Source organism: Shinella sp. R2-11 (assembly GCF_055330205.1).
Window position 1 is genome coordinate 48,670 of record NZ_JBVAPC010000007.1, and the last position, 19,815, is coordinate 68,484.

At 67.6% G+C, this 19,815-nt stretch carries 15 protein-coding genes; 2 read left to right on the forward strand and 13 right to left on the reverse strand.

Annotation, left to right across the window (positions count from 1 at the left end; translation table 11 throughout):
• Nucleotides 1–4: 4 nt before the first annotated feature.
• The 5 genes from ACZ1A1_RS17605 to trpS form a co-directional block, all read right to left on the reverse strand.
• On the reverse strand, nucleotides 5–499 hold the full coding sequence (locus ACZ1A1_RS17605) for a GNAT family N-acetyltransferase (protein WP_463620934.1): 495 nt from the start codon (nucleotides 497–499) through the stop codon (nucleotides 5–7).
• Complete coding sequence (gene tsaB, locus ACZ1A1_RS17610) at nucleotides 500–1,147, reverse strand: tRNA (adenosine(37)-N6)-threonylcarbamoyltransferase complex dimerization subunit type 1 TsaB (RefSeq protein ID WP_463620935.1); 648 nt, start codon at nucleotides 1,145–1,147, stop codon at nucleotides 500–502.
• Nucleotides 1,148–1,177: 30 nt separating this feature from the next.
• Nucleotides 1,178–1,747: a NifU family protein gene (locus ACZ1A1_RS17615; protein ID WP_313195602.1), complete on the reverse strand. Its 570-nt coding sequence runs from the start codon at nucleotides 1,745–1,747 to the stop codon at nucleotides 1,178–1,180.
• 97 nt (nucleotides 1,748–1,844) lie between these two features.
• Nucleotides 1,845–2,336, reverse strand: coding sequence for a universal stress protein (locus tag ACZ1A1_RS17620; protein ID WP_313195601.1), 492 nt, complete (start codon nucleotides 2,334–2,336; stop codon nucleotides 1,845–1,847).
• Nucleotides 2,337–2,371: 35 nt separating this feature from the next.
• Nucleotides 2,372–3,439 (reverse strand): tryptophan--tRNA ligase, encoded by a 1,068-nt coding sequence (trpS, locus tag ACZ1A1_RS17625; protein WP_463620936.1) that lies wholly within the window; start codon nucleotides 3,437–3,439, stop codon nucleotides 2,372–2,374.
• A gap of 272 nt (nucleotides 3,440–3,711) precedes the next feature.
• On the opposite strand from trpS, the gene ACZ1A1_RS17630 reads away from it, so the two are divergent.
• Complete coding sequence (locus tag ACZ1A1_RS17630) at nucleotides 3,712–4,188, forward strand: YcbK family protein (RefSeq protein ID WP_463620937.1); 477 nt, start codon at nucleotides 3,712–3,714, stop codon at nucleotides 4,186–4,188.
• A 25-nt stretch (nucleotides 4,189–4,213) separates the two neighbouring features.
• Here ACZ1A1_RS17630 and murJ read toward each other — a convergent pair whose 3' ends face one another.
• The 3 genes from murJ to mutS all read right to left on the reverse strand — a co-directional run bounded on the left by murJ (nucleotide 4,214) and on the right by mutS (nucleotide 11,470).
• Nucleotides 4,214–5,800: a murein biosynthesis integral membrane protein MurJ gene (gene murJ, locus ACZ1A1_RS17635; RefSeq protein WP_463620938.1), complete on the reverse strand. Its 1,587-nt coding sequence runs from the start codon at nucleotides 5,798–5,800 to the stop codon at nucleotides 4,214–4,216.
• A complete protein-coding gene (locus tag ACZ1A1_RS17640; protein WP_463621127.1) occupies nucleotides 5,797–8,640 on the reverse strand; it encodes a [protein-PII] uridylyltransferase in 2,844 nt (947 codons plus the stop codon). The genes murJ and ACZ1A1_RS17640 overlap by 4 nt, the downstream gene beginning before the upstream one ends.
• A 94-nt stretch (nucleotides 8,641–8,734) precedes the next feature.
• Nucleotides 8,735–11,470 carry a DNA mismatch repair protein MutS gene (mutS, locus tag ACZ1A1_RS17645; protein ID WP_463620939.1) on the reverse strand — a complete coding sequence of 912 codons (2,736 nt, stop codon included), beginning with the start codon at nucleotides 11,468–11,470 and terminating at the stop codon, nucleotides 8,735–8,737.
• A 137-nt stretch (nucleotides 11,471–11,607) separates the two neighbouring features.
• On the opposite strand from mutS, the gene ACZ1A1_RS17650 reads away from it, so the two are divergent.
• Nucleotides 11,608–13,893 carry an NADP-dependent malic enzyme gene (locus tag ACZ1A1_RS17650; RefSeq protein ID WP_463620940.1) on the forward strand — a complete coding sequence of 762 codons (2,286 nt, stop codon included), beginning with the start codon at nucleotides 11,608–11,610 and terminating at the stop codon, nucleotides 13,891–13,893.
• 60 nt (nucleotides 13,894–13,953) lie between these two features.
• Here ACZ1A1_RS17650 and olsB read toward each other — a convergent pair whose 3' ends face one another.
• The 5 genes from olsB to ACZ1A1_RS17675 all read right to left on the reverse strand — a co-directional run bounded on the left by olsB (nucleotide 13,954) and on the right by ACZ1A1_RS17675 (nucleotide 19,708).
• Complete coding sequence (olsB, locus tag ACZ1A1_RS17655; RefSeq protein WP_313195595.1) at nucleotides 13,954–14,832, reverse strand: l-ornithine N(alpha)-acyltransferase; 879 nt, start codon at nucleotides 14,830–14,832, stop codon at nucleotides 13,954–13,956.
• A gap of 98 nt (nucleotides 14,833–14,930) precedes the next feature.
• Nucleotides 14,931–17,216, reverse strand: a complete 2,286-nt coding sequence (locus ACZ1A1_RS17660) for a hybrid sensor histidine kinase/response regulator (protein WP_463620941.1) — start codon at nucleotides 17,214–17,216, stop codon at nucleotides 14,931–14,933.
• A 55-nt stretch (nucleotides 17,217–17,271) separates the two neighbouring features.
• Nucleotides 17,272–17,763 (reverse strand): signal peptidase II, encoded by a 492-nt coding sequence (gene lspA, locus ACZ1A1_RS17665; protein ID WP_463620942.1) that lies wholly within the window; start codon nucleotides 17,761–17,763, stop codon nucleotides 17,272–17,274.
• On the reverse strand, nucleotides 17,760–18,614 hold the full coding sequence (locus ACZ1A1_RS17670) for a TrmH family RNA methyltransferase (protein WP_463620943.1): 855 nt from the start codon (nucleotides 18,612–18,614) through the stop codon (nucleotides 17,760–17,762). The genes lspA and ACZ1A1_RS17670 overlap by 4 nt, the downstream gene beginning before the upstream one ends.
• Nucleotides 18,611–19,708 (reverse strand): class I SAM-dependent methyltransferase, encoded by a 1,098-nt coding sequence (locus ACZ1A1_RS17675; protein ID WP_463620944.1) that lies wholly within the window; start codon nucleotides 19,706–19,708, stop codon nucleotides 18,611–18,613. The genes ACZ1A1_RS17670 and ACZ1A1_RS17675 overlap by 4 nt, the downstream gene beginning before the upstream one ends.
• Nucleotides 19,709–19,815 lie beyond the last annotated feature (107 nt).

Below are 19,815 nucleotides of genomic sequence, written 5' to 3' on the forward strand. Positions count from 1 at the left end.
GGGACTAGCGAAGATCGCGCCGCATGACAAGCGCCGTGGACCGGCTGCCATCGGCGGCGGCATAGTAGGCCTTGCGCTCGCCGACCTTGGAAAAGCCGAGCTTGGCATAGAGCCCGCGGGCCGCGGCATTGCCCTCGTCGACCTCAAGGAAGATGGCCTCCGCGCCGCGCATCTTCGCCTCGCGCAGCGCCGCCAGCATCAGCCGCCAGCCGAGGCCGGCGCGGCCGAATCGCTCGTCGACGCCGATGGTCAGGATCTCCGCCTCGCCCGCCGCCGCGCGCGCCAGCACGAAGCCGCCGGCGGTCCGGCCGAGCACGCCCTCCTTCAGGGCGAGGAAGCCGAAGACGGGGTCCTGAGAGAGCAGCGAATGGAATTCGCCGTCGTTCCAAGGCTGGGGAAAACGGGTTCGGTGCAGGGCCGCGGCAATGCCGGCATCGTCCGTCTCGAGCGGGAATATCTCGAAGACGGGCTTGCGGGTGAAGTAGTCGCTGAGGGACATTCAGGCTCTCCGGATCGCGAAACCCGCCTGCGGCTTGGCATCGGGACCGCGCAGATAGAGCGGCTTCGGCTGGTGGCTCGAAGGATCGAGCCGGGCGCCGAGGCGGGCGACGGTGACGATCGAAACGCCATCGGCCGCGGGCGCCGCATCGTCGCGCAGGAGGGCGGCGGCGGAGCCCGCGAGCGCGCCCTCGTGGCCGGCGGCGATATCGCGCGCCTCGGAAAGGGCGGCGAGCGCCGGCGGCGACGCCTCAACGCCGTCTGCGGCGAAACGCTGCCAGTAGACCTCGTCGCGCTTGGCATCCATCGCCACCAGCAGCGGCGCTTCGGCGCCGTGCTCGGCGGCGAGTGCCGAAAGGGTGGAGACGCCGACGGCCGGAACGCCGAGGGCGAGCGCAAGGCCGCGGGCAGTTGCGACGCCGACGCGGATGCCGGTGAAGGAGCCGGGGCCGACGGTGACGGCGATGCGGCCGACGGCCGCAAGGTCCATGCCGGCCGCATCGAGCGCCGCGTCGATGAATTCCATCAGCCGCTCGGCATGGCCGCGGCCGATTTCGGCGCCCGCGGCGCCGAGGACGGCATCCTGATCGGAATCGTAGAGCGCCGCATAGCAGCCGGCGCCCGCCGTATCGATGGCCAGAACGATCATGCGGGGCACTCCGGCATCCCGCGGCGGGCCTTACATGACGGCTTCAACTTCCTGCACTTCCGGTACGAAATGGCGAAGAAGGTTCTGGACGCCGTGCTTAAGCGTCGCCGTCGAGGAGGGGCAGCCCGAGCAGGCGCCCTTCATGTTGAGATAGACGACGCCGTCGCGGAAACCCTTGAAGGTGATGTCGCCACCGTCCTGCGCAACGGCGGGGCGCACGCGCGTGTCGAGCAGTTCCTTGATGGTGGCGACGATGGTCTCGTCGCCCTCGTCGAAGAACTCGCCTTCCATGTCGTCGCTGCCGCCGAGCGCGCCGCCGGCAAGCACCGGCTGGCCGGACATGAAGTGCTCCATGATGTTGCCGAGGATGGCCGGCTTCATGTGCTGCCAGTCGGCATCGTCCTTGGTGACGGTGATGAAATCGTAGCCGAGGAAGACGCCGGTGACGCCCGGAATGCCGAAGAGGCGGGCGGCGAGCGGCGAGGCGGCGCGCGCCTCCGTCTCGTCGCGGAACTCGGCCGTGCCGGTCTCCAGCACCACCTTGCCCGGCAGGAACTTCAGGGTCGACGGGTTCGGCGTCGCTTCGGTCTGGATGAACATCTTTCTCTCCGTGCGGCCGGGCGCTTGGGTCGGCCCCGTACATTTAGAACAATTCAAAAGAAGATAGGCGCTCCAGCGCCGCTCTTCAAGTCGAAGGTCAGCTCATCGCGTCCAGCTCTTCGTCGGTGAGCTGGTCCGGAATGACCGTCACCGGGATCGGGAAGGCCTGCGCGCGGCTCGCGAGCGAGGAGACCAGCGGCCCCGGCCCTTCCTTGGCGGAGCCGGCGGCCAGGACGAGGATCGCGATGTCGCGGTCCTCCTCGATGAGGCCGTTGATCTCTTCGCTGGCCACGCCCTCGCGGATCACCGTCTCCGGCTCGATGCCGATCGCCTCGCGCAGCGCCTGCGCCGCCTTGGCGAGCACGGCCTCCGCCTCCTCGCGGGCTTCCGCCCGCATGATCTCCTCGACGCCGAGCCATTGCTGGAAATCGGCATTGGCGATCACGTAGAGCAGGACGACGCCGCCGTTGGAGTTCTTCGCACGCATTCCCGCGAAATGGACGGCACGCTGGCATTCCGGCGTATCGTCGATGACCGCTAGGAACTTGCGGCGGTGACCTTCAAGGCGGGAAAGTCGTCGAGAAACCATGCGCGCTCCTGATATACGGTCTTTTCGCGGCGACCTTACTGCACAAAGCCGATGATGTCGCGAACTTCCTTCATGGTTTTTTCCGCCCGCGCCCGCGCCCTTTCGCCGCCGTCCCGGAGGATCGCGTCGATATGGCTGGTGTCGTCCATCAGGCGGCGCATCTCGTCGGTGATCGGCGAGAGGACGTTGACGGCAAGGTCGACCAGCGCCGGCTTGAAGACCGAGAACTGCTGGCCGCCGAACTCGGCGAGAATATCGGCCTTGGACTTGTCGGAGAGCGCGGCATAGATGCCGACGAGGTTTTCCGCCTCGGGGCGGCCCTTCAGTCCCTCGGCCTCGCTCGGCAGGGCGTCCGGGTCGGTCTTGGCCTTGCGGATCTTCTTGGAGATGGTGTCGGCGTCGTCGAGCAGGTTGATGCGCGACAGGTCCGAGGCATCCGACTTCGACATCTTCTTGGTGCCGTCGCGAAGGCTCATGACGCGCGGCGCGGGGCCGCCGATCAGCGGCTCGACCATCGGGAAATAGGCATGCACCGGCTCCTCGCCGACGACGATGTCGACGCCCGTGCCGGCTTTGCGGATATGGCTGCCGAAGTCGATGTTGAACTTCTGCGCGATGTCGCGCGTCAGCTCCAGGTGCTGCTTCTGGTCGTCGCCGACCGGAACGTGGGTCGCGCGGTAGACGAGGATGTCGGCGGCCATCAGGCTCGGATAGGCGAGGAGGCCAAGCGAGACCTGCTCGGCATTCTTTCCGCCGGCCTTGTCCTTGAACTGCGTCATGCGCTCCATCCAGCCGATGCGCGCCACGCAGTTGAAGATCCAGGCGAGTTCCGAGTGCTGCGGCACGGCGGACTGGTTGAAGACGATGTGCTTCTTCGGGTCGATGCCGGAGGCGATGAAGGCGGCGGCGATCGAGCGGATCTGGTTCGGCATGTCCTCATGCACCAGCTGCGCGGTGAGCGCATGCAGGTCGACGACGCAGTAGATGCAGTCGTTGTCTTCCTGCAGGGCGACGAACTTGCGGATCGCGCCGAGATAGTTGCCGAGGTGGAGATTGCCGGTCGGCTGGACGCCGGAGAAGACGAGAGGCTTGAATGCGCTCATGACGGTGTTTCCTTCAGGCGGGTGGAGGGCCTGGTCCCTGTTGCACGCGCAGTTCCGGGGAAATCCCGAGCCGGAACCGCGTATGAAAATACGTCGCGCTTATGCACGGCGCGGGGGCCTCGATCAAGGGGGCGCGCCGAGAGGCCGCGGCGCGCATGAGGGAGTCCTTATAAAAGACATTTTCCGGTCGTCCCTTCCCGGCGGGGATTTGGGGGGAAGGCCGGTCCCGATCGGCCGTTTTGTGACGAAGGGGCACAAGACGGAGATGACCCGTGCGAAAGAACGGTTCCATCCTGCTTGCCTGCGTCGTCGCGCTGACATCGCTCTTGGCGACCGAGACCAGCGCAGGCCGCGGCCACAGGCATGCCTCCCGCGCCGAAAAGGCGAGCGTGGCGAAGATCTACTCCATCCAGACGCCGCGCGTGCGGCACCGATGCTTCCCGGGTCGGCTGCGGGCGGTGCTCGCCCATATCGCGCGGCAGGTCGGCCGGCGGCCGCTGGTCACCTCCGGCCGCCGTTCGAACGGGCGGCGCGGCTCCTATCACCGCAAATGCCTTGCCGCCGATATCCGCGTGCCGGGCGTTGCCGTGCAGAGGATTCTCGCGGCGGCGCACTCGGCGCCGGCCATCGGCGGCGTCGGCACCTATTGCAACGGCATCGTGCATGTCGACGTGGGGCCGAGGCGGAGCTGGAGCCATTGCGGCGGGCTCGCGCGGCTGACGAAGCGGGCGCGCTTCGCCGCCCGCTGACGCGGCGGGCGCCTGCATGCCGGGTCTATTCCGACGGCGTGGCCTCCGCCTTGCCGCCGCGCTTGAGGTTGCGGCGGATCATGCCGAGGTCGGCGCCGCCGATGAGGAAGGCGACGGAGAAATAGACGACCATGGCGAGCGCGACGAGCATGCCGAGCGCAGAGACCTGCTCGTAAAGCCGCGCGGTGGAGGAGAGGCGGTCGGCGAGGTAGCCGGAGGCATATTCGATCGTGCCCGCCATGACGACGGTCGCGACCAGCAGCCGCGCGACGCGCCACGCGAGCGCCTTTTCCAGCGGCCAGTGGCCGCGGCGCACCAGCGTGACGAAGAGCATCAGCGCCGTCAGCCAGCCGGAAACCGCCTCGGCGGTGGCGATGCCGCGCTCGTAGAAGAGCGGGAAGAGCGAGACGGCCAGCACGCAGTTGACGACCACCGAGAAGAGGGTGATGCGCATCGGCGTCTTTGTATCCTCGCGGGCGAAGAAGCCGGGATTGAGCGCCTTGATCATCACGAAGCCGGGCAGGCCGAGGCCGTAGATGGCGAGCGTGCCCGCCACGACGGACGTCGTCTGAGGGCTGAAGGCGCCGCGCTCGTAGAGGACGCGGACGATCTCGTCGGACATCACCCAGAGGGCGCCTGCGGCCGGCAGCGTCAGGAAGAGCACGAATTCCATCGAGCGGTTCTGCAGGTTGCCCGCCTCGCGCTCGTGGCCGCCCTTCAGCGCCCGCGCCAGCTCCGGCAGCAGCACCACGCCGACGGCGATGCCGACGACGCCGAGCGGAAGCTGGTAGACGCGGTCGGCATATTGCAGGGCGGCGATGGCGCCGTCCTTGGTGGAGGCGATCATCTGGCCGATGAGCTGGTTGATCTGGGTGATGCCGCCCGTCACGGCGGCCGGAAGCGCCAGCCACAGCAGGCGCCTGACATTCTCCGTCATGCGCGGGCGGCGGAAGCCGATGCGCATGCCGGCATGGCGCACGCCGGCATAGAGCACGGCCATCTGGAGAAGGCCGGCGGCGAGCACGCCCCAGGAGAGATACCAGGCCGTATCGAGCGGCGAGGCGCCCTGCCAGAGCCCGTAGCCGAGCGCGCCGATCAGCACGAAATTGAGGAAGACGGGGGCGACGGCGGCAGCGAAATAGTGATGCAGCGAGTTCAGCATGCCCGACAGCATCGCCGTCAGCGACATGCACATGAGATAGGGGAACATGACGATGGCGAGCTTGACCGTCACGTCGAACTTTTCCGTATCGCCCACGAAGCCCGGCGCGATGATCCAGGAGACGATGAGCGGCATCATCAGCTCCATCGCCACGGTCAGCATCAGGAGCACGGTGAAGAGGACGCCGAAGACCTCCTCGGAGAAGCGCTTGGCCCCGTCTATACCGCCCTCCTCGATCTCCTTGGCGAAGAGCGGCACGAAGGCGGCGTTGAACGCGCCCTCGGCGAAGAGCCGGCGGAAGAGGTTGGGGAAGCGGAAGGCGGCGTAGAAGGCGTCGGCCATCGGCCCGGTGCCGAGGGCCGCGGCCATCAGCGTTTCACGCGCGAAGCCGAGCACGCGGCTGCCGAGCGTCGCACCGCCCACGGTCGCGAATTTCCTGACGAGACTCATTGTTCTGCCCTGATCCTTTTCGCCATGGCGGCAACGGGCGCGATCATGCCGGGCGGCATGCGATCGCGCAGTTCATCCGCCTCGTCGGCCATCACGGCCTTCAGCCGCGCGACGATATTGGCCTGCCGGTTTTCGTTGGTGACCTTCTGGCCGACGAGGTCGGTGACGTAGAAGGTGTCTATGACCTTCTCGCCGAAGGTGGTGATATGCGCCGAAGCGATGTCGAGCGAGAGGTCGGAGAGCACGGCCGTGACCTCGGAGAGAAGGCCGGGGCGGTCGAGGCACTCGATCTCGATGACGGTGAACTTGTTCGACAGCGTGTTGGAGATGGTGACGGCGGGCGAGACCGTGAAGGTGCGGCTGCGCCTGCGGCCCTTGGCGCGCGTCGCGATCACCTCCGGCAGGCGCTTGCGGCCGGACAGCACGTCCTCGATCATCCGGCCGATCGTACCGGCGCGGCGCGTCTCGTCGGCATCGTTGGGAAATTCGCGGTTGACGAGGATCGTGTCGAGCGCCCGCCCGTCGGAGGTCGTGAAGATCTGCGCATCGACGATGTTCGCCCCCGCCGCCGCGCAGGCCCCGGCAATGACCGTCAGCAGGCGCGGATGGTCGGGCGAGAGCACCGTGATCTCGGTAATGGCGTGGAAGGAATGGGTGCGGACCGTGGTGGCGAGCGTCTGCCCCGCCTTGTCTGCCTCGCGGATGAAGGCGGCGTGGCGCACCTGGTCCTCCAGCGAGACGGTCAGCAGATAGGGCTCGTAGTGAAGGCGCGCATAGGTCCTGCGGTCCTTCTGGCTCCAGTCGGCCGGCAGCGCCTCGGACAGCATCTCGCGGGCGGCCTGCGCCCGCTCCTTGCGCGAGAGCTCGGAAAAGCCGCCGGAGATGAGAAGCTCCGTCTCATAGTAGAGCGTGCGCAGGAGCTGGCCCTTCCAGCCGTTCCAGACACCCGGGCCGACCGCGCGGATATCGCAGACCGTCAGCACCAGCAGCATCTTCAGCCGCTCCATCGACTGCACCTTGTCGGCGAAGTCGACGATGGTCTTGCGGTCGTTGAGGTCGCGGGTCTGGGCGACCATGGACATGGTCAGATGTTCCTCGATCAGCCAGACGACCAGCTCCGTCTGCTTGGGCGAGAGCCCGAAGCGCGGGCAGAGTTTTCGCGCGACCCTGGCGCCCGCGACGGAATGGTCCTCCGGGCGGCCCTTGGCGATATCGTGCAACAGCACCGCGACATAGAGCGGGATGCGGTCCTCGATGCTCGGCATCACCTGGTAGCTGAGGGGATGGGCCTCCTTCTCGCGACCCTGGTCGATATCCGCCAGCACGCCGACGGAGCGGATCAGGTGCTCGTCGACGGTGTAGTGATGATACATGTTGAACTGCATCATCGCGACGATCTTGCCGAAATCCGGAATGAAGCGGCCGAGCACGCCCGCCTCGTTCATGCGGCGGAGAATCAGCGCCGGATCGCGCGGCGAGGTGAGGATGGAGAGGAAGAGGCGGTTCGCCTCCTCATCCTCGCGCAGCGCGGCGTTGACGAGCTTCAGCGAGCGCGTGGCCTCACGAAGCGCGTCGGGGTGGAACTCCAGCCCGTTGATGTCGGCGATGTGGAACAGGCGGATGAGGTTGACCGGATCGCGCTTGAAGACATCCGAATCGGCGATGGTGATGCGGCCGCGGTCCTCCAGGAAATCCAGCGTGCCGGCGATCTTGCGCGCGCGCCGCGTGAAGCGGCTGATCGCGGCGGTGATGCCGGGCGCTTCCTTGGCCTGCTGGTCCTCCAGCGTGGCGCAGAAGATGCGCGTCAGGTCGCCGACGTCCTTGGCCACGAGGAAATAGTGCTTCATGAAGCGCTCGACGGCGGAAAGGCCGGGATGCGGCTGGTAGCCGAGGCATTCGGCGATCTCGCGCTGGATGTCGAAGGACAGCCGCTCCTCGGCCTTGCCCGTCAGGAAATGCATGTGGCAGCGCACCGCCCAGAGGAAATCGTCGGCCTTCTGGAAGAGCTTGTATTCCTGGCGGGAAAGGACGCCGCGCTTCACCAGCTCGGCGGGATCGCGGATATGGTAGAAATACTTGGCGATCCAGAACAGCGTGTGCAGGTCGCGAAGCCCGCCCTTGCCTTCCTTGACGTTCGGCTCGACGAGGTAGCGCGTGTCGCCCGCCTTGCGGTGGCGCTCGTCGCGCTCGGCGAGCTTCGCCGCGATGAATTCGGGGCCGCTGCCGCGCACGATCTCGCGGTCGAAGCGCACCGCCATCTCCTCGAACAGCGCCACCGAGCCGCAGATGTAGCGTGCCTCCAGGATCGCCGTGCGGATGGTCATGTCGCCCTTGGAGAGCTGGATGCATTCCTCCAGATTGCGCGTGGCGTGGCCGACCTTGAAGCCGAGATCCCACAGGATATAGAGCATGAACTCGATGGCCGGCTCGCTCCAGGCGGCCGGCTTTGCCGGCAGCAGGAAGAGCAGGTCGATATCCGAGCCCGGCGCCAGCGTGCCGCGCCCGTAGCCGCCGACGGCCGTGACCGTGATGCGTGCGGCGGGCGGGGCCTGCCCCGCGCTGAAGACGTGGTTGAGCGCGAAATCGTGCAGGACCGCGATGAGCTGGTCCTGGAGCCAGGAGATGCGCGCGGCGCATTGCAGGCCGCTGCCATCCTCGAAAAGCAGTTCGCGCGCCCGCTCGCGGCCCGCCGCATTGACCTTCTTGAACTCGGCCAGAAGCGCGCTGCGCATGCGGTCGCGATAATCGGCATTGGTGCTGGCGATGAACTCGCAGCGGGCGCGCAGCGCCGGAACGTCGAGAAGGCCGGATTCGGCCGGCGCCAGAAGCTTCTTTTCCATCGGATGCCGGCCCGGGTCCCGCTTTTCGTCCATCGCCCGTTCGATTCGCATGCCTGTAGACCCTTTCAGCATGCGCGGACAATGATCCGAGCCGCTAGGCTTTGCCAAGTTCTTTCTTCAGCGCGTAGAGCGCATCGAGCGCTTCGCGCGGCGTCATGTCGTCCGGGTTGAGACCCTTGACCAGCTCCTCGACCTTCGACGGGCCGCTGCGCCTCTCCTCCTCGCGGCGCACCGCGACCTGGAACAGCGGCAGGTCGTCGATGAGCTGGCTTGCCGGATTCTTGCGGTCGGCATCCTCCAGCTTCGCGAGCACGTCCCGCGCACGCGCAACGACCGAGGGCGGCAGGCCAGCAAGGCGCGCCACCTGGATGCCGTAGGAGCGGTCCGCCGCGCCGGGGCCGACCTCGTGCAGGAAGATGACGTCGCCGTCCCATTCCTTGACGCGCATCGTGGCATTGGAAAGGCGGGCGAGCTTTTCCGACAGCACGGTCAGCTCGTGGAAATGCGTGGCGAAGAGGCCGCGGCAGCGGTTCGCCTCGTGCAGGTGCTCGACGGCGGCCCAGGCGATGGAGAGGCCGTCGAAGGTGGCGGTGCCACGGCCGATCTCGTCGAGGATGACCAGCGAGCGCTCGGTCGCCTGGTTGAGGATCGCCGCCGTCTCGACCATCTCGACCATGAAGGTGGAGCGGCCGCGGGCAAGGTCGTCCGAGGCGCCGACGCGCGAGAAGAGGCGGTCGACGATGCCGATATGGGCTCTTTCGGCCGGAACGTAGGTGCCCATCTGCGCAAGGATGGCGATGAGGGCGTTCTGGCGCAGAAAGGTCGACTTACCGCCCATGTTGGGGCCGGTCAGCAGCCAGATCGCGCCATGGCCCTTGCCGTCCGTCGGCGAGAGGTCGCAGGAATTGGCGACGAAGGCGGCGGCCTGCTGGCGGCGCAGCGCCTGCTCCACCACCGGATGACGGCCGCCGACGATGGCGAACATGGTGGAATTGTCGACCACCGGCCGGCAATAGGCCTGCTCCTCGGCAAGCGCCGCAAGGCCGACGGAGACGTCGACGACGGCGAGCGCCCGCGCCGCCGCCTTGATGGCCTCGGCTTCCGCCACGACCGCTTCCACGAGCCCGTCGAAGGCGGCAAGCTCGATGGCGAGCGCCCGGTCGGCGGCATTGGCGATCTTGGTTTCGAGCTCGGAGAGCACCGTGGTCGTGAAGCGCATGGCGCCGGCCATGGTCTGGCGGTGGATGAAGCGGGCCTTGGCCTCGTCGCCGTCCGTCAAGGCCGCGGCATTGCCGGCGGAGACCTCGATGAAATAGCCGAGCACGTTGTTGTGCTTGATCTTCAGCGACCTGACGCCCGTCTCCTCGGCATATTGCAGCTGCAGTCCGGCGATGACGCGGCGGGACTGGTCGCGCAACGCGCGCATCTCGTCCAGTTCGCCATCCGCCGCCTCGCGGATGAAACCGCCGTCACGCTTGAGGAGCGGCAGCTCGTCGGCCAGCATCACGGCGAGACGGTGCGACAGGTCGACGGGCAGTTCGGCTATGGCGGTGCGGGCGTCCGCAAGCTCGCCCTCCAGCTCTTCCGCCGCCATCAGCCGGGCGATCTCGGCGGAGGTCGAAAGGCCCTGAAGGATCGCGCCGAGATCGCGCGGGCCGCCGCGGCCGAGCGCGATGCGCGAGAGGGCGCGCGGCATGTCGGGCAATTGCTTCAGCGTCCGGCGCAGGTCCTCGCAGAAGGAGGGGCGGTCGGCGAGCGTCGAAATGGAATCGAGGCGGGTGTTGATCGCCTCGGGATCGGTCAGCGGCGACATCAGTCGCTCGGCGAGAAGGCGTGCGCCGCCGCTGGTGACGGTGCGGTCGATGGCCTTCAGCAGCGTGCCGGCGCGGTCGCCGGACTGGGTGCGCACCAGTTCGAGATTGCCGCGCGTCGCCGGGTCGATGAAGAGCGTGGAGGCCGAGCTTTCGCGCTCCGGCCGGCCGAGCGGCGGGCGCTCGGCGATCTGCGTCTTCTCGACATAGGAGATCGCCGCCGAGGCCGCCGCCAGTTCGGCGCGCGAGAACGTGCCGAAGCCGTCGAGCGTCGAGACGCCGAAATAGCGGGCGATGCGGCCCTCGGCCGTCGCGCTGTCGAAGAGCACGGCCGGCTGCGGGACGGCGACGCGCCCGACGACGTCCAGAACGGGGCGGAATTCCGGGTCGTGGAACAAAGTGTCCGGCACGATCAGCTCGCGCGGGTCGATGCGCAGGATATCGGCGAGAAGCTGGCCCTGCGCCGTCTCGGAGAGGCGGAAGATGCCGGTGGAGATGTCGATCCAGGCGAGCGCCATGGCGGGCTCGCCGCCGCCGCGGATGCGCGCGACGGCCATCAGGTAATTGGCGTCGGACGGCGAGAGGAGCTTTTCCTCGGTCAGCGTTCCGGGCGTGACGAGGCGCACGACATCGCGGCGAACGACGGATTTCGAGCCGCGCTTCCTGGCCTCCGCCGGGTCCTCGACCTGCTCGCAGACGGCGACGCGGAAGCCGACGGCGATGAGCTTCTGGAGATAATCGTCCGCCGCATGGACCGGCACGCCGCACATCGGGATATCGAGGCCCATATGCTGGCCGCGCTTGGTGAGCGTGATGCCGAGCGCGCGGGAGGCGTCCACCGCGTCCTGGAAGAACAGCTCGTAGAAGTCGCCCATGCGGTAGAACAGCATGCTGTCCGGATTGGCCGCCTTGATCTCGATATACTGCTCCATCATCGGCGTTGCCGATGCGCGGCTTTCGTCGCTGGCGAGCTCGGCCGTCGACAGGATATCGTTCGGTCGCACGATCTGATCGTTCACGGAGATTCTGTTTCTTCTAAAATGAAGGGTCTGTTCTTCCCAAAAAAGAAGTGCCACCCTAGCCGCGCAGCGATATAGAAAACAACAGCTGTCAGCAGCTATGGGCCTATCGCCCACAGGAGTGTGAAGGGGGGAGCATGCCGGGTACCGACAAATCAGATCGCCAGAGGGCAACCGTCACGGACCAGGAGGCGCTGGATTTCCACGCGAACGGCCGTCCCGGCAAGCTCGAGATCACGCCGACCAAGCCGATGGCGACGCAGCGCGACCTCTCGCTCGCCTATTCGCCGGGCGTCGCCGTGCCCGTGAAGGCCATCGCCGATGATCCCGGCCTTGCCTACGACTACACGACGCGCGGCAACATGGTCGCCGTCATCTCCAACGGCACCGCCATCCTCGGCCTCGGCAATCTCGGCGCGCTCGCCTCCAAGCCGGTGATGGAAGGCAAGTCCGTCCTCTTCAAGCGCTTCGCCGACGTCGATTCCATCGACCTCGAGGTCGATACCGAGAATGTCGACGAGTTCATCAACTGCGTGCGCTATCTCGGCCCCTCCTTCGGCGGCATCAACCTGGAAGACATCAAGGCGCCCGATTGCTTCATCATCGAGCAGCGCCTGCGCGAGCTGATGGACATCCCGGTCTTCCACGACGACCAGCACGGCACCGCCATCATCGCCGCCGCCGGCCTCATCAACGCGCTGGCGCTGACGGGCCGCGACTTCAAGACGACCAAGCTCGTCTGCAACGGCGCGGGCGCGGCCGCCATCGCCTGCATCGAGCTGATCAAGTCGATGGGTTTTGCGCCCGAGAACGTCATCCTCTGCGACACCAAGGGCGTTATCTACCAGGGCCGCGAAGACGGCATGAACCAGTGGAAGTCGGCGCATGCCGTCAAGACGGATCGCCGCACGCTGGCCGAGGCCATGAAAGGCGCCGACGTCGTCTTCGGCCTTTCGGCCAAGGGCGCGCTTTCGGAGGAGATGATCCGCTCCATGGCGCCGAAGCCGATCATCTTCGCCATGGCCAATCCCGATCCGGAGATCACGCCGGAGGAGGTCGCCCGCATCCGTGACGACGCCATCGTCGCGACCGGCCGGTCGGACTATCCGAACCAGGTCAACAATGTCCTCGGCTTCCCCTATATCTTCCGCGGCGCGCTCGACGTGCGCGCCTCCACCATCAACGACGCGATGAAGATCGCCGCCGCCGAGGCGCTGGCGCATCTTGCCAAGGAAGACGTGCCGGACGACGTCGCCGCCGCCTATCAGGGCGTGCGCCCGCGCTTCGGGCCGCAATACATCATCCCCGTGCCGTTCGATCCGCGCCTCATCTCGGCAATCCCCGTCGCCGTCGCCAAGGCGGCGATGGAGACCGGCGTCGCGCGCAAGGACATTCCCGACCTCGACGCCTATGCGCGGGACCTGCGCGCCCGCCGCGACCCGATCGCCTCGACGCTCCAGCAGATCTATGCCCGCGTCCGGCGCCAGCCGAAGCGCGTCGTCTTCGCCGAGGGCGAGGAGGAGCAGATGATGCGCGCGGCCGTCTCCTACGCCAACCAGCAGCTCGGCACCGCCATCCTGCTCGGCCGCGAGGAGCATATCCGCGAAACGGCGGAACGGGCCGGCATCGACCTCGAGCGCCCCGGCATCGAGCTGGTGAACGCCCGCATCTCGACGCGCAACAACGTCTATATCGACTATCTCTATGCCCGCCTGCAGCGGAAGGGCTATCTCTTCCGCGATGCCCAGCGCCTGATCCACAACGACCGCAACCATTTCGCGGCCTGCATGGTGGCGCTCGGCGATGCCGATGCGATGGTGACGGGCCTGACCCGCAACTATTCCACCGCGCTGGAGGATGTGCGCCGCTGCATCGACGCCAAGCCGGGCCACCGGGTCATCGGCGCCTCGCTGGCGCTCTGCCGCGGCCGCGCCGTGCTCGTCGCCGACACCGCCGTGCACGACATGCCCTCCTCGGAGGAGCTGGCGGATATCGCGGAGGAAGCGGCCGGCCTTGCCCGCCGCCTCGGCTACGAGCCGCGCGTCGCCATGCTCGCCTATTCGACCTTCGGCCATCCGTCGGGCGAACGCTCCGAGCGGGTGCGCGAGGCGGTGAAGATCCTCGACCGCCGCCGCGTCGATTTCGAATATGACGGCGAGATGGCCGCGGACGTGGCGCTCAACCCGCGCATGATGGAGCAATATCCGTTCTGCCGCCTCTCCGGCCCCGGCAACGTGCTGGTCATGCCGGCGTTCCACTCGGCGTCGATCTCGACCAAGATGCTCCAGGAACTCGGCGGCTCGACGGTGATCGGCCCGCTGCTCGTCGGCCTCGACAAGTCGGTGCAGATCGTCACGATGGGCGCCAAGGACAGCGACATCGTCAACATGGCGACGCTGGCGGCGTATAATTCGGGGGTTTAGGCAGTAGGCAGTAGGCGAAGAAATATCCCTGCTGCCTGTCGGCTGTTGCCTAATTCCTGTTCAGCTCGCGAAACGCCCGGCGTCCGCACCGTAATAATTGAGGTAGCGGCCGGAGATCTTGCCGATCGGCAGGACGATCAGCACGTCCGTCGTGTTGAAGCCGTGATCGACGACGGCGCCCTCGCCGATGGCCGCTCCGAGGCGCAGGTAGCCCTTGATCAGCGGCGGCATGGCGGAGAGCGCCTTGCGCGCGTCGACGCCCTCGGACGGCATCAGGTCCATGGTGCGGAAGAGCTCCGGGCGGGCCGAGACGTGCCACTCGTCCTTCGCCAGCACATTGTGGTGCAGGAAGGAGAGCGCCAGCGCATGTTCCTCCGGCACGATGCCGTGGAACGAGGCGCAACCGAACATCACGTCGATGCCGTGTTTCAGCGAATAGGCCCAAGCGCCCTGCCAGAGCAGCTCCACCGTGCGCTTGGTGCGGTAGGCCGGCAGCACGCAGGAGCGGCCGAGCTCCATGAAGCGCTTGTCCGCATGCCGGGCGATCAGCGTATCGACGTCGAATTCCGACTGGGAATAGAAGCCGCCGGAGACCATGGCGACATCCTGCCGCAGCAGGCGGTATGTGCCGACGATCTGCTCCTCGGCATCGCCCTCGATGGCGGTGTCGAGCACGAGGAGATGGTCGCAGACCATGTCCCAGGCGTCGATATCGCGCTTGCGGCGCACGGCGTCCGGCGAGAGCTGCGCGTTCATCTCCTCGGCGAAGACGCGGTAGCGCACGGCCTGCGCCGCATCGATCTCCGAGACGGAGCGGGCGACGCGCGTTTCGAGATTGCCGATGCGGCCGAGCACGTCCGTGCCCGTGCGGCCCGCGGCCGGAGCCGGCTGCTGGGCGACTTCCGCCGGGGCGATGGTCTGTGCGAGGTCGAGCGTCATGGCGGTGCACCTGTCAAGCGAAGCTTCGTGGGTTTAACCACGATTCTGCAACAGGATAATGACGCAACGCAGGCTTGAACACCCCAAAGCGTGCCCGCCTATGCGCTGGCGCGCCGCGCCAGCCGGTCGATCTCGGCGATGAGCCGCACGGGATCGGCGGGCTTTGCCAGCACCGCGTCCGCGCCGACGGCCAGAAGCTCCTCGCGCAGACCCGCGCGGCTGTCGGCTGTCAGGACCAGCACCGGCAGGGCCGCATTGCCGTAGTCGCGCCGGACGATGCGCGCGATCATCTCCCTGCCGTCGCCGCCCGGCATGCCGAGGTCGGTGACGATGAGGTCGGCCGCGAAGGGTCCGGCCGCCGTCGCGCCGGCAAGCGCGGCAACGAGCGCCGGATAATCCGGCACATGGCGCACCGTATGGCCCGCCCGCTCCAGCACGGAGCGCACCAGCATGGCGTTCACCGGATCGTCCTCGGCCAGCAGGATGCGGATGCCGGCGGGCTCTGCCGGTACGGGAGACGCCGCCTGCTGCGGCAGGTCCTTGAGGATCGGGCGGTTGTCGTTGATCGCGTCGCGAACCTCCACGCCCTTCATGCGGCCGCGCAGCACCTCGACCAGCGAGCGCTCGCGCAGCGGCCGGATGAGCCAGGAATCGAAACCCTCGCCATTGCCGAGCGCGCGGCCGCCGCGCTCCTCCGGATTGACGAGATAGATGCGGCGCGCGTTGCTGTCGCGCAGGAAGGCAATATCCGCGAGGTCGCGGCGATAGGCGCCGGCAAGGCGGTTGTCGACGATGATGTCGGTGAGCTTCGCCTTGCGACCGGAAAGATGCTGCACGAGGTCGAGCGCCTCGTCGGCGGAGGTGGCGAGGTGGCAGGCGCCGCCGAGGGCCTCCACGGTGCGGGCGAGCGCCGCCGAGGCCGGGCCGGCGGGGGCCAGCAGGAAGACGAGGCTGCCGGCAAGGATGCCCTTGCGCGAGCCGCGCGCGGTCTTCGGCGTGCGGATATCGACGGGCATGCGGATGGTGAAGGTGCTGCCCTTGCCGGGCGTGCTTTCGAGCGTCAGCGCGCCGCCGGCCTCCTTCAGGATGCGGGCGGAGATGGCAAGGCCGAGGCCGGTGCCGCCGCTGCGCTGGGCCGGGCTGCCGGTCTGCTCGAACTCCTCGAAGATGCGGGCCTGTTCCTCCGCATTCATGCCGGGGCCGGTATCGGTGACGCGGATGACGACGGCGCCGTGGTCCAGCGCGGTGTCGAGCGAGACGCCGCCGGCATGGGTGAACTTCACGGCATTGCCGACGACGTTGTAGAGCACCTGGCGCAGGCGCGGCGCATCGTAGATCAGGAGGCCCGGCACGTCCGGCGCCACGAAGGAGCCGATCTCGATGCCCTTCTCATGCGCCCGGTGGGAGAGCATCTCCACGACGCTTTCCAGCATCGGGCGCACCGGCTCTTCCGAGGGACGGAGCTGGAAGCGGCCGGCCTCGATGGTCGAGAAATCGAGGAGGTCGTCGACGAGCTGCACCAGCGCGTGGCCGGACTGGCGCATGCCGGCGAGATAGTTCTTCTGCTCGGCGGTCAGCCGCGTCTGGCCGATGAGGTGCGACATGCCGAGAATGCCGGAGAGCGGCGTGCGGATCTCGTGGCTGACGGTGGCGAGCAAGCGCGATTTCGCGGCGCTCGCCTCCTCCGCGCGCTGGCGGGCGCGTTCGCGCTCGCCCTCGGCAAGGCGCTCCTCCGTCACGTCGCGGGCGATGGAGTGGACGACCAGTTCGCCAGAGGCGGGATCGCGCACGGTGACGTCGTGCCAGGAATAGACGCGCCGGCAGGCGGGGCCGGCCACATCGACGTCGTAGCGATGGGGGATCGCCTGCGAGCGGAAGGTGAGGCCGAGCGCCTCGCATGTCCTGCCCTCTACTTCCACAATACCCGTCAGCTCGCCGAGCACGGCATTGGCGCTGAGGATGCGGCCGTCGAGCGCACGCACGACGACGATGTCGCCGAGCACGTCATGGATGGCCGAGAGGATCTGCGAGGTCTCGCTGCGCTCCCAGGAGCGGTCGCGCGCATGTTCGACGCCCGTCGCGGGCCGGCGCGTGAAGAAGAGGAAGGCGGCGCCCGCAACGCCGGCAAGGCCAAGGCCCGTGGCGGCGATAGGGAAGCCGGACGAGAGGCCCGTCGCCAGCGCCAGGCCGGAAAGGAACAGGACGAGGCCGGAAAGGATGGCCCGGAATGGAAGATTTTTGTCCGGCACCGGCGCGCTGGCGGGCGCCTCCATGGCGCGGTCATCCGGCGCCGCCGCCCTTTCGGAACGGGTGCGGGGGGAACGGGGCGGCGCCTCGGCAAATTCGGCCTTGAGCCGGTTCTGTAGCTTGACAGGTTCGCTCATGAGGCCCGCATAGCATGCGGACCGTTCAGAACGGCTTCAGCAAGTCGTTCGAATTTTAACGTTTCGCGCGGCGCATCGACAGGAGCTCGTCGAGGATGACGAGGCCCGCGCCGATGGTGATGAAACTGTCGGCAAGGTTGAAGACGGCGAAGGACCAGGTCTCGGTATAGAAGAGCACATAGTCGATCACGTAACCGAAGAGCGCGCGGTCGATGAGGTTGCCGAAGGCGCCGGCGATGATGAAGGCATAGCCGGCATGGGCAAGCCCCCGCGCCTTGGGCGTCTGCCGCCAGAGCCAGACGACGAAGGCGACGACGAAGAGCCGGAGCGTGACGATGAACCAGCCCTCCATGCCCGACAGCATGGAGAAGGCGACGCCGTAATTGTAGGTGCGGTAGAGCGCCAGCATGGGCACGACATGCACCGCCTCCTGGAAGGGAAGCCAGGACTCGACGGCGAACTTGACCGCCTGATCGAGCAGCAGCGCGAGCAGGATGAAGACGACGACCGGAAGCGGCCGGGAGAAAAGCGGAATGCGTTCGTTCATGCGCGCTCTTCCAGCGTCAGGAGGTGGCGGCGCGCCTCGAAGAGCATGATGCCGGTGGCGATGGCGAGGTTCAGCGAATCGGCAAGGCCGGCCTGCGGGATGCGGGCGAGCGCATCGGCCTCGCGGGCGAGCGCGTCCGGCAGGCCCGCCTGCTCGTTGCCCATGAGGAGGACGACGGGCTTCCTTTTATAATCGATGGTGCGGTAGTCGACCGCGCCGGCAAGGTGCGTGGCGACGACGGAAACGCCGGCGCCCTTCTTCCAGGCGAGGAAGTCGGCGGGGCTGGCCTTGACCAGCGGCAGGGCGAAGACCGAGCCCATCGTGGCGCGCACGGTCTCCATCGAATAGGGATCGGTCGTCTCGCCGATCAGGATGACGCCGCTCGCGCCCGCCGCGTCCGCCGTGCGGATGATCGTGCCGAGATTGCCGGGGTCGCGCACGCGGTCGAGCGCCACGTAGGTCTCGTCCGCCTTGGGCTTCAGGTCCCGGAGGTTCGTCCAGCGCTGGGTGAAGATGCCGACGACCATCTGCGGATTGTCGCGCCTCGTGATCGAGGAGAGCACCTTCTCGCTGACCTCCAGCACCAGCCCGCCGCGCGCCACGGTCTTCGTCGCGGCCTGCACGACCTGCGGCTTGTCCTTGACGTTCTTGGCATAGACCAGCGTCCTGATCTCGAAGCCGAGTTCCAGCGCGTCAATGACGAGCTTCAGGCCCTCGGCCATGAAGCTCTTCGTCTCGTCGCGGTGCTTCTTGTCGGACAGCGCCTTGATGTCCTTGACGATCGGGTTCGAAAGGCTCGTGACCTCCTTCACCTGACCGACGCGGCGGGCTCCATGGTGGTCGTGGCTCATGCGCTGATCCATCGGCTGAAGAGGGAGGTGGAGAGGGCGCGGCCGGCCTCGCCGCCGTCCGGGCCGCTCTCGCGGATGACGAGTTCGCCCGATTCCACCGTACCGCCGGCCCCGCGCATGGTCTCGCGCATCAGTTCGTGGATGGAATAGAAGCTCGCGCGGATCGAATAGGCCGTCAGCACGAGGCCGATGGCCTTCGGCGACAGGATCTCGCGGCAGATGTCGAGCATCAAGGGCAGGTGGTCGAAGAGGTGCCAGACCTCGCCGTTCGGCCCGCGGCCGAATTTCGGCGGGTCGGTGAGGATGATGTCGTACTTGCTGCCGCGGCGCTCCTCGCGCTGGAGGAACTTCATCGCATCCTCGCAGATCCAGCGGATCGGCAGCTTCTCCATGCGGCCGAGCGCCTGGTTCTCGCGCGCCCAGCCGATGGCCTTCTTCGAGGCGTCGACATGGGTGACTTCCGCGCCCGCGGCGGCTGCGACCAGCGAGGCGACGCCGGTATAGCCGAAGAGGTTCAGCACCTTGACGGGGCGGCCGGCGGCCTCGACCTTCTCCTTCATCCAGCGCCAATGGGCGAGCTGTTCGGGGAAGACACCGACATGGCGGAAGGCGGTGAAGCGGCCGTGGAAATCGACGCCGAGGAGCTGCATCGGCCAGGTCTCGCCGAGCGCCGCCTTGGGGAATTTCCAGCGGCCCATCCCGTCCTCGTCCGTATCGCCGGTGAAGAGGGCGTCGGCCTTGTCCCAGAGCGCGGCCGGCAGGCTGCGCTGCCAGAGCGCCTGTGCTTCCGGGCGCACGATGCGGTAGGGGCCGTATTGCTCCAGCTTCTCGCCGGCGCCGCTGTCGATGAGGCGGTACTGGTCGGAGCCGGCGGTCTCCAGGATCACCGGCACGCGCTCGGCGGGCTTGTCGCCCTCGCGGCGGAGCAGCGGGCGGGCGGGGGCCTCGGGCGCGGGGCGCGGCTCCCTGTTCGGGGCCGGCGGCCTGGATGCCGCGGCCCTTGGAGCCTCAGCCTTCACGGCCGGCCGCGCATGGGCCTTCGCCTTGGCGGGCGCGGCGGGGCCGCTCTTCGGCCGGCGGTGCTTGTCCTTCACGATCGATCGTCCGTCGTCGGTTGAAACCTTGCCGGCAAAGCCGGAAAACAAGCGGCTCCCATACCATCCCTCCCCCACTTGGCAAAGCGCTTTCCGATTGCGATAAA